Source organism: Nocardia sp. JMUB6875, from assembly GCF_041154655.1.
Taxonomy (GTDB): Bacteria; Actinomycetota; Actinomycetes; order Mycobacteriales; family Mycobacteriaceae; genus Nocardia.
Genome location: NZ_BAAFGR010000101.1, coordinates 22,704 through 29,727, shown reverse-complemented (window position 1 = coordinate 29,727; position 7,024 = coordinate 22,704). Strand labels below are relative to the sequence as shown.

The 7,024-nt window shown below is 69.6% G+C and carries 6 protein-coding genes; 2 read left to right on the top strand and 4 right to left on the bottom strand.

What is annotated here, in order from left to right; all coding sequences use genetic code 11:
• Window positions 1-271 (top strand): hypothetical protein (locus tag ACAM49_RS24475; protein ID WP_369637902.1); only part of this gene is annotated, 271 nt, incomplete at its 5' end.
• A 40-nt stretch (window positions 272-311) separates the two neighbouring features.
• Here the strand turns inward: ACAM49_RS24475 and ACAM49_RS24470 are convergent.
• From ACAM49_RS24470 to ACAM49_RS24460, 3 genes are all read right to left on the bottom strand, one after another.
• Window positions 312-1,454, bottom strand: coding sequence for a hypothetical protein (locus tag ACAM49_RS24470; protein ID WP_369637901.1), 1,143 nt, complete (start codon window positions 1,452-1,454; stop codon window positions 312-314).
• A 199-nt stretch (window positions 1,455-1,653) separates the two neighbouring features.
• The gene (locus tag ACAM49_RS24465) at window positions 1,654-2,781 is read right to left on the bottom strand and encodes an acyl-CoA dehydrogenase family protein (RefSeq protein WP_369637900.1); all 1,128 of its coding nucleotides are present in this window, start codon (window positions 2,779-2,781) and stop codon (window positions 1,654-1,656) included.
• A 9-nt stretch (window positions 2,782-2,790) separates the two neighbouring features.
• Complete coding sequence (locus ACAM49_RS24460) at window positions 2,791-3,960, bottom strand: acyl-CoA dehydrogenase family protein (RefSeq protein ID WP_369637899.1); 1,170 nt, start codon at window positions 3,958-3,960, stop codon at window positions 2,791-2,793.
• Between the two features lie 161 nt (window positions 3,961-4,121).
• Between ACAM49_RS24460 and ACAM49_RS24455 the strand changes: the two genes are divergently transcribed.
• Window positions 4,122-4,904 (top strand): hypothetical protein, encoded by a 783-nt coding sequence (locus ACAM49_RS24455; protein WP_369637898.1) that lies wholly within the window; start codon window positions 4,122-4,124, stop codon window positions 4,902-4,904.
• Between the two features lie 157 nt (window positions 4,905-5,061).
• Here ACAM49_RS24455 and ACAM49_RS24450 read toward each other — a convergent pair whose 3' ends face one another.
• A complete protein-coding gene (locus ACAM49_RS24450) occupies window positions 5,062-6,870 on the bottom strand; it encodes a DEAD/DEAH box helicase (RefSeq protein WP_369637897.1) in 1,809 nt (602 codons plus the stop codon).
• Window positions 6,871-7,024: the final 154 nt, after the last annotated feature.

Here is a 7,024-nt window from a genome sequence, read left to right as displayed (position 1 = left end):
CTCCCCCTCCTGGCGAGTCGCCGCCGACATGCCGTCGCGCCGCGCCCCGATCTCCACCATCACCGCCACCCCGGACGATCCGGCCGCGACCACCCGCACCACGCCGAGCACCCCCGGCCGACCGACCACTACGACGCGCCCGACCACCACCACCGAATCCCCGCGTCCCACAACCGAACCCCCGGCCACGACGACGGTTCCGGAGACGACGGTCGCGCCGACGACCCCGCCGAGCACCGATCACGCGGCCGCGGACAACGCCGACGGCTGAGCGGCCGACTCCAACCGCTGAACGGGCTCGGCCGGACCGGTCACCATTCGCCGTCTTCGACGGGCTTTCCCTTGTCGCCCAGGTGATGCACCTGGCCCGGGGTCGGGTTCTGCCAGGGCTCGTGGTCGTCGCCCAGCCAGTCGCCGACCGGGGTGACGTTCGCCAGGGGCTCGGCCGGGGCCAAATCCGTTGCGTCGGAGTCGAAATAGTCGAACCAGGGTAGGCCCGCGGCGGTGTAGGCCTTGCGGTCGACCGGGGACGGGGGTGCGGCCTCGCCGGTGATGCGCTGCCAGTCCGGCGGGGTCACCAGGTGGACGAAGAGGCGGGCGGAGGGTTGGACCGACCAGGCCTGCAGGGGGCGGTCGTCCTTGAAGATCTCCTGGCGCATGGTGTCGCCGACGCCCAGGCCCATGGCCTTGGCGTGCGGGCGCCGCTGTCCGAACAGACGGGCCGACGAACCGGGGGCGGCACTGCCGGGCGCGGGCAGCGGGGGGCCGCCGAGCCCCGGCGCGGACGGGGGCGCGCCATAGCCGGGCGGTGCGGCGCTGCCCGGGGCGGGCGCGCCGAAAGCCGGTGGCGGGCTTGGCATGGGGGCGTAGCTGATCGCGCGGACGCGTTCGGCTTCCGCGGCGCGGCGGCGTTCCTCTTCCGCCCGGCGCCAGCGCGCCAGCTCGGTGTCGTTGAGCGCGAAGTTCTGGAGCTGGATGCCGCCGTGTGTCTCCTCGCCGGTGACCTGGCCCTCCACCGTCGCGCCCAATCCCAGTGGGACCGCGACGAATTGGCGGATGGTGCCCTGGCCGGAGTTGATGCCGTCGAGCCACGGCTGCTTGGGCAGCACGACGTAGTTCTGCGGATCGCGCCCCAGCCGGTCACTCCACGGCTTGCCGGAGACCGCGCACACCTTGCCCACGCCGATCTGCAGTGCCGCGGGCTCGGTAGCGGAGAACGACAGCCACATCGCCTCCCGCAGATACATGGGCAGCATCACGCCGCCGCGCTTTGCCCACTCCTCCGGCACCGAGTCCGCGTAATCCGCGACCCGCCGCACCGGGAACTCGCCGAGCCCGGGCGGCAGGGGATGCGTCCCCTGCTCGGGCAATCGCAGCGTGCGGATGAACCGCACCCCCACCCCACCGGGAAGCACCAGCGTGTTCCCATCCAGCCGTACAGTTTCTCCGCCCACCCCTAGACCCTACGCGCGCCAATCTCCTTGCCCCCACTCAATTGCTCCACCGCCTCTCCGAAACTTCAGCGGACGGCTGGGTGCCGTGGACCGCCGGGCACCCGTCCGGCGGTCCAGTGGCGAAACAATTTTGGGCGTACCCGGGGAGTTACCCCGGTCGGCACGAGATCAGTCGTCGCGTTGGGATACGAACAAGCTCCTAGAACTCGACCAGGGTGTAGTCGCCCACGCGGTCGGTGAGGACGCGCAGGTGTTCCAAGTCGCCGCCCAGGGTGCGGGCGATGGCGGTGAGGCGGGCGACGTAGTGGCTCACCGGGTATTCGGTGGTGATGCCGATGCCGCCGTGCATCTGGATGGATTCCTGGCCGATGTGGCGGGCGGAGCGGCCCACCTGGAGGCGGGCGCGGGAGGCCGCGACCTGGTCGGCCGAGCCGTCGTCCACCGCGGCGGTGGCGTAGAGGCTCATGCTGCGGGCCAGTTCCAGCGAGACGTACATGTTCGCGGCCCGCTGGGTGAGGGTCTGGAACTTGGACAGCGTGACGCCGAACTGCTTGCGGGTCTTCAGGTATTCGGTGGTCAGGCGCAGGGCCTCCTCCATCGCGCCCAGCGATTCGGCGCACAGGCTGGCCTGCGCGGCCACCGTCACCGCGTCGACCACCGGCCGCGCGTCGCCGCCGTCGCCGAGGAGTTCGGCCGCGGCGGAGGCGAATTCGATCTGCGCGCCCCGGCGCTCGTCGAAGGTGCGGTAGCCGGTGCGGGTGACGCCCTCGGCATCGGCCGCGACCAGGAACAGGCCCAGACCGCCGCCGGGCAGGGTCGCGCTGACCACGAGCTGGTCGGCGCAGTCGCCGTGCGGCACCGGGTTCTTGACGCCGGTGACCCGGTAGGTGTCGCCGTCGAGCACCGCGGTGGTGGCGAGTTCGCTTGCGGGCCAGCGGCTTCCGGGCTCGGCATCGGCGAAGGCCAGCAGGGTCTCCCCCGCGACCAGCCCCGGCAGCACGCGCTCGCGCTGATCGGCCGTGCCCGCGCGGGCCACCAGACCGCCCGGCACCAGCACGGCGTCGAGCAGCGGTTCGGGCGCGTTGCGGCGGCCGAGCTCCTCCATGACGACCATGGTCTCGACCGGTCCGGCCCCGACGCCGCCGTCCTCCTCGCTGAAAGCCAGTCCGAGGACGCCCAGTTCGGCGAGCTGCCGCCACACCTCGCGGCTCCAGCCCAGGTCGGTGTCGGTGACCTTCAGCAGTTTCTCCGGGTCGTAGGCGCGGCCCAGCAGGTCCCGGACCGTATCGCGCAGCATGACCTGTTCATCGGTGAGTTCGAAATCCATGGCGGCGGCTCACAATCCGAGGATGGTGGAGGCGATGATGGTGCGCTGCACCTCGCTGGAGCCTCCGTAGATGGTGGTCTTGCGGTAGTTGAGGTAGCCCGGACCGCTGCGCTGCGCCCAGCCGGGCGAGGCGATATCGCCGGCGTGCACCGGCAACGCGTCGGGTCCGGCGATGTCGAGCAGCAGTTCGGTGGCGGCCTGCTGCAGCTCCGAACCCTTCAGCTTCAGCACCGAGGACGCCGGATTCGGCTTGTCGCCGGTGGAATTCGACACCACGCGCATGAGCGTGAGCTCGAGGGCCAGCAGCTCGTTCTCTATTTCGGCGATCCGCGCGGCGAACACCGGATCCTCCAGCAGCGTGCCATTGCCCGAACGGATCTGCGCCGCATACTCCTTCGCGACGCCCAGCTTCACCTTGGTGCGCCCGACGCCGGTAATACCGGTGCGCTCGTTGCCGAGCAGGAACTTGGCGTAGGTCCAGCCCATGTTCTCCTCGCCGACCAGCTGATCGGCAGGGACCCGGACGTTCTCGAAGAAGACCTCGTTGACCTCGTGGTGGCCGTCGATGAGCTTGATCGGGCGAATCGTCACGCCGGGCGTCTTCACATCGAAGAGCAGCATCGAGATGCCCGCCTGCTTCTTGGCGGCCGGATCGGTGCGCACCAGGCAGAAGATCCAGTCGGCGTACTGGGCCAGCGTGGTCCAGATCTTCTGGCCGTTGACGATGTAGGAGTCGCCGTCGCGCCCCGCGGTGGTGCGCAGCGAGGCCAGGTCCGACCCCGCGTCGGGCTCGGAAAAGCCCTGGCACCACCAGATGTCGAGGTTGGCGGTCGGCGGCAGGAAGCGCTGCTTCATCTCCTCCGAACCGAACTGGGCGATCACCGGCCCGATCATCTGGGCGTTGAAGGTGAGCGGCTCGGGCACCGAGGCCAGCTGCATCTCGTCTTCCCAGAGGTGGCGCTGCATGGGCGTCCAGTCCTTGCCGCCCCACTGGACCGGCCATTTCGGCACGGCCAGGCCGTTCTCGTTGAGGATGCGGTGGGTGGTGACGATGTCATCGCGAGAGAGTTCGAGACCGTACTTCACGCGGTCGCGGATCTCCGCCGGGATCTTGGTCCGGTAGAACTCGCGCAGTTCGTCCCGGAATTTCACCTCATCGGGTGATAGGGCCAGCTTCATTGCTTCTCCCGAGCGTCGCTGTGATGTCGCCAATAAACTTACCCCCCGGTAATGAGTTGGCTGTCAGCCGGATCACACCGACCGGACGGCTCGGCGCAGCGGCTCCAGACCAGAGCTGGTACGTTGCCGGTGAATCCGTACCCGACGCAGGAGCAGTACGAGTGAACGGTTGGACCCTGTCCCGGCGCGCCCTGGCGGTCGCCGCCCTTTCCGCCACCGCGGTTCTCGGCGCTACGAGCACAGCTACCGCCGATCAGCCGAAGAGCCCCGTCGACTCCGCTCTGGACCAGCTCACCCACGAGGTGAGCGACAGCGTCGCGGGCAAGACCGCGGTCGCGAACATGGCCAAGACCGCTCAGCTGGTGGCCGCCGCGAAGCTGGAGAACATTCAGTTCACGCCGTTCTCCTACCTCGCGCCCACCCTCGGCTGCGGCTTCAATATGCCGTTCAGCCTCACCCAGGCCATGGCGGTCAGCGGTGTCACCACCCAGAACAAGACCGAGATCGCCCTGCCCGCGGGCAATGTCAGCTTCCAGGCGATGGCGCAGCAGAACGGCTTCCCGCTCAACTCCGGCCTGACGGTGGCCTGGCTGAACGTGAACAACGGCCGCAGCGGCATCACCGCGCTCGACGACCGCACCGAATACAACCTCCCGGCGCTGTCCAAGACCGTGGACGCGGGCGCGGGCAATGTCATCGCCTCGCTGTGGGGCACCATCGACTACCCGAACGCGCGCTGCGTGGTGCTGCCGACGGTCGGCCTGTTCTCCGTCGCCGACACCCCGCCGCCCGCGCCGCAGGTCGATCCGGCCAAGCCGGAGTCGTCGGCCCCGACCACCTCGGCCACGCCGACCACCCCGGCGACGCCGACCACCCCGGCCCAGGCTCCGGACAGCCCGGCCGCCACCGCTCCCGACGCCGGTTCCGGCACTCCCGCCAACTGACGACCCACTCCGTCATTCCGGCGCGCTCTTGGCCGGAATCTACTCGGCCGCAGGTGGATTCCGGCCAAAAGCATGCCGGAATGACGAGCGCCCAGGTGCCGGAATGACAAACGCCCGCATCCTTACCGGATGCGGGCGTTTCGTTTGTCCGTGCCGACTACGCGCGCGGCTTGCGGCGCTCGTAGCGCGGCTTGCTGTCGCGGAACTCGCGGCGCGGGGCGCGGCTCATGGCGCGCTGTCCCGGCGGGCCCTGGTCCAGCTGCAGCTGAATCAGCTGACCGCTGATCCGGGTGCGGGCCAACGCGTTCAGGGTCTCGTCCGACAGATCGGCGGGCAGCTCCACCAGCGAGTGGTCGGGGCGGATGCTGATATGCCCGAAGTCGCTGCGGCGTAGGCCGCCCTCATTGGCGATGGCGCCCACGATCGCGCCGGGCGCGACCTTGTGCCGCTTGCCGACCGAGATCCGGTAGGTGGCCAGCTCGGCCCCGGTCTGGCGGTGCTTGGACGGCTCGCGGCGCTCGCGCGGTCCACGATCGTCGAAGGCGCGCGGGCCGCGGTCGCGATCCCGGTCCCGGTCGCGGCGCTCGCGCGGCGCGGGCTCCGGATCGGGCTCCATGAAGAAGGTGTCGCCCTCGTGGCCACCGACCGCGAGCGCCGCGGCGATGTCCACCAGCGGAATATTGTGCTCGCGCTCGTATTCCTCGATGAGCTTGCGGAACAGCGGCACGTTCGCCGAGTTCAGGTTCTCGGTGATGGCGTCGTGGAACTTGGTGACGCGCTGCGCGTTCACGTCCTCGACGCTGGGCAGCTGCATCTCGGTGACCTGCTGGCGGGTGGCGCGCTCGATGGCGTCGAGCAGGCGGCGCTCGCGCGGGGCCACGAACAGCAGCGCGTCACCGGAGCGGCCCGCGCGGCCGGTGCGGCCGATGCGGTGCACGTAGGACTCGGTGTCGTGCGGGATGTCGTAGTTCACGACGTGCGAGATGCGCTCCACGTCCAGGCCGCGGGCGGCCACGTCGGTGGCGACCAGGATGTCGAGCACGCCCGACTTGAGCTGGCCGATGGTCCGCTCACGCTGCGCCTGCGCGATATCGCCGTTGATGGCGGCCGCGGAATACCCACGCGCGCGCAACTTTTCGGCCAGCTCCTCGGTGGCCTGCTTGGTGCGCACGAAGATGATCATGGCCTCGAAGGGCTCGACCTCGAGGATGCGGGTCAGCGCGTCCAGCTTGCGCTGGTAGGACACCAGCACCCAGCGCTGGGTGATGTTGGTGTTGGTGGAGGTCTTGGTCTTGACCGTGATCTCGACCGGTTCCTTCAGGTACTGCTTGGAGATCTTGCGGATCGCGGTCGGCATGGTGGCCGAGAACAGCGCGACCTGCTTCTGCTCGGGCGTGTCGCGCAGGATGCGTTCCACGTCCTCCTGGAAGCCCATCTTGAGCATCTCGTCGGCCTCGTCGAGCACCAGGTACTGCAGCTCGGACAGGTCGAGGGTGCCGCGCTCGAGGTGATCGATGACGCGACCCGGGGTGCCGACCACCACCTGGGCGCCGCGCCGCAGACCCGAGAGCTGGACCGCGTAGTTCTGGCCGCCGTAGATGGGCAGCACGTGCACGCCGGGCATGTGGGTGGCGTACCGGCCGAACGCCTCCGCCACCTGGATGGCCAGTTCGCGGGTCGGGGCCAGCACCAGCGCCTTGGGCGCCTTGCCGCTCTCGTTCAGCCCCTGGAGCACGGGGATGGCGAAGGCGGCGGTCTTACCGGTACCGGTCTGGGCCAGACCCACCACGTCACGACCCTCGAGCAGCGGCGGAATCGTCGCCGCCTGAATGGGCGACGGCGATTCGTAACCGACATCCGCGATGGCCCGCAGAATGCGGTCATCGAGGCCGAGATCGGTGAAGGACGGGCCGGAAACGTCCCTCTCGTCGTCAGTGGGAACGCTGTCGGCCGGTGAGGTACTCATCGGGAGGGATTTTACTGCCTGCTAGCTGCGGGGTTGACCATCGGGTGAATACCCTGGGAGTCGTGCATCCGGACAACTCGCCCGCGCCCTCCGTCTCGGCCCCCGTCGGTTCCGCCTCCGGACTCGGCAATACCGAAGCCACACCCGTGCGCAA

Bases quoted from the DNA above. Each gene is read 5' to 3' on its own strand.
- ACAM49_RS24465 (WP_369637900.1), bottom strand. From the start codon at position 2,781: ATGGATTTCGAACTCACCGATGAACAGGTCATGCTGCGCGATACGGTC.
- ACAM49_RS24460 (WP_369637899.1), bottom strand. From the start codon at position 3,960: ATGAAGCTGGCCCTATCACCCGATGAGGTGAAATTCCGGGACGAACTG.
- ACAM49_RS24450 (WP_369637897.1), bottom strand. From the start codon at position 6,870: ATGAGTACCTCACCGGCCGACAGCGTTCCCACTGACGACGAGAGGGAC.